Below are 750 nucleotides of genomic sequence, written 5' to 3'. Positions count from 1 at the left end.
CCGGCAATGGCCGTGTCGTTCGGGCCGATCGGCGTCCCGGCGAGGCGCAGCGCCACCCGGATGTCCGTCGTGGCGTCCACCGCAGCCCGGTCCCACGGCAGGATGGCATCGAGGCGCGCGCAGAACGCGTCGACCAGCTGAATATGGCGCGGCGAAGCCTTCGGGCCGGTGGCGCCGAAGCGCATCTCGGCATACGTCACGGCCGAGACCACGATGCGATCACCGCGCAGCACCACCTGCTCCAGGCGCTTCAGCACCGCTGCCGGCTGCTCGCGCATGATGAACGAGCAGATGTTAGTGTCGAGCATCCAGGTTTTCTTCATGGCTCAAAGCGTCCTTCGTCGCTGACCACATCCTCACGCTCCGCCATAAAGTCCGGATCGGCCCTGTCCAGCTGCGCGAACGAGCCCCAGGTCGGCCGGACGGGACGCAGAATGATGCTGTCCCCTTCCCGGACGATCTCCAGCTCGCTGACGCCGTCAAAATCCAGGTCCCGGGGCAGACGGATGGCGCGGTTATTGCCGTTTTTAAATATCGATACTGTGCGCATGGGTGTTCCTCCGGCTGATCATGCATGATGTATGAGTGCATATGTGCAGTATATGCCTGCCGGATGGGTTTGTATAGGTGTTACATATGCAGATGGTAAACATATGCGTATGTCTGCCCTATGCAGATGCGTGGCATATGGATATGCTGCGCATATTCTGTTTTCTCATTTTTCCACCGCAGATCCGAAAACTCCCAAAG

The 750-nt window shown here is 60.0% G+C and carries 2 protein-coding genes; both read right to left on the bottom strand.

What is annotated here, in order from left to right:
- Positions 1-323 (bottom strand): type II toxin-antitoxin system VapC family toxin (locus tag ACLH1I_RS26605; protein ID WP_411302956.1); only part of this gene is annotated, 323 nt, incomplete at its 3' end.
- Positions 320-550 (bottom strand): type II toxin-antitoxin system VapB family antitoxin, encoded by a 231-nt coding sequence (vapB, locus tag ACLH1I_RS26600; RefSeq protein WP_001261276.1) that lies wholly within the window; start codon positions 548-550, stop codon positions 320-322. The genes vapB and ACLH1I_RS26605, both read right to left, overlap by 4 nt.
- Positions 551-750: the final 200 nt, after the last annotated feature.

The organism is Klebsiella sp. 1SOBk10mer, from assembly GCF_046602535.1.
Lineage (GTDB): Bacteria > Pseudomonadota > Gammaproteobacteria > Enterobacterales > Enterobacteriaceae > Klebsiella > Klebsiella quasipneumoniae.
The sequence above is the reverse complement of the archived record's forward strand: the minus strand, read 5'-3'. Positions and strand labels throughout refer to the sequence as shown.